At 72.4% G+C, this 1,158-nt stretch carries 1 protein-coding gene; it reads right to left on the bottom strand.

The annotated features are described in order from the left end of the window. Positions 1–333: 333 nt before the first annotated feature. Positions 334–1,062 (bottom strand): DivIVA domain-containing protein, encoded by a 729-nt coding sequence (locus tag ACWEVN_RS47990; protein WP_013223687.1) that lies wholly within the window; start codon positions 1,060–1,062, stop codon positions 334–336. Positions 1,063–1,158 lie beyond the last annotated feature (96 nt).

Genomic DNA, 1,158 nt, shown 5'->3' with positions numbered 1-1,158 from the left:
ACTACGGCCGGTGGTACCGCGTCAAGGCGGGAAAGCGTGCCTTGACCCGGCACCACCGTCCGCGTGCTGGCTTCGGATCGGGGTGGCGGGGCAGGACTGGGCGGGGTGCCGGTCTGGCGTCCGCGTTCCGTTTCGGTCGGTGGGGCAGCCGAGCCCGGCACTCCGACTTCGTCGCAGGACCCGCCCTCCCGAGGGGGCCGGTCCCAGGTCCAGCCTATCGGCTGCACCCGACGAAAAGCCGGGAAACCGCAGGTGAGGGCCCCACCGTCCACAGCCCGCCCGGGTTGTGGACAGCTCAGCCAGATCGCCGACAGCTCGGCTCCGAGAGACTCGTCACACCTGGTAGTCGTAGAGCGTCGGTCGCCCACCCGAACTCGGCAGGTTCGCCGGTGAGCGCAAGTGGTTGCGCCCCGAATCCACCGTTCGCAGCGTGGTTGCCAGCAGCTCCGAGAACTCCGCCAGCTTCCCGTCCACGTACGCGTCGCAGTCCGCGCGCTGGCGGTCCGCCTCCGCGTGGGCCTCGTCCACGATGCGGGCCGACTCGGCGTGGGCCGCCTGGACCACCTCGGTCTGGGCCACCAACCTGGCCTGCTCGGCCCGGCCGTCCTCGATGGCGCGGTCGTACGCGTCGCGGCCTGCCTGGATCATGCGCTCGGACTCCGCGCGGGACCGGTCCGTGAGGTTCTGGTACTCCGCCTGGCCCGCCGCCACCGTGCGGTCCGCCTGGTCGTGGGCGTCGGCGAGCATCTGCTCCGCCCGAGCCCGCGCGTCGGCGAGGATGCGCTCCGCCTCGTCCGTCGCGTCGGCGATCGCGCGCTCGGCCTCGGCGTTCGCGCCCGCCACCGTTTCGCCCGCTTCCTTGCGGGCCGCGTGGATCAGGTCGTCGCGCTTGTCGAGGACGTCCTGGGCGTCGTCGATCTCCGCCGGCAGTGCGTCGCGGACGTCGTCGAGGAGCTCCAGCACGTCGCCGCGGGGTACGACGCAGCTGGCCGTCATCGGGACGCCGCGCGCCTCCTCGACGATGGTCACGAGCTCGTCGAGCGCCTCGAAAACCCGGTACACGGCAACTCCAATCCCCTGTCGCTGTGGACCAGTCTGCCCGCATCCGGCGCCGAAGCGGTGAACGCGACCGGCGCCGGGCGTGTCCCCCTGGACCAC

The sequence above is a fragment of the Amycolatopsis sp. NPDC003861 genome (genome assembly GCF_053605405.1).
The sequence above is the reverse complement of the archived record's forward strand: the minus strand, read 5'-3'. Positions and strand labels throughout refer to the sequence as shown.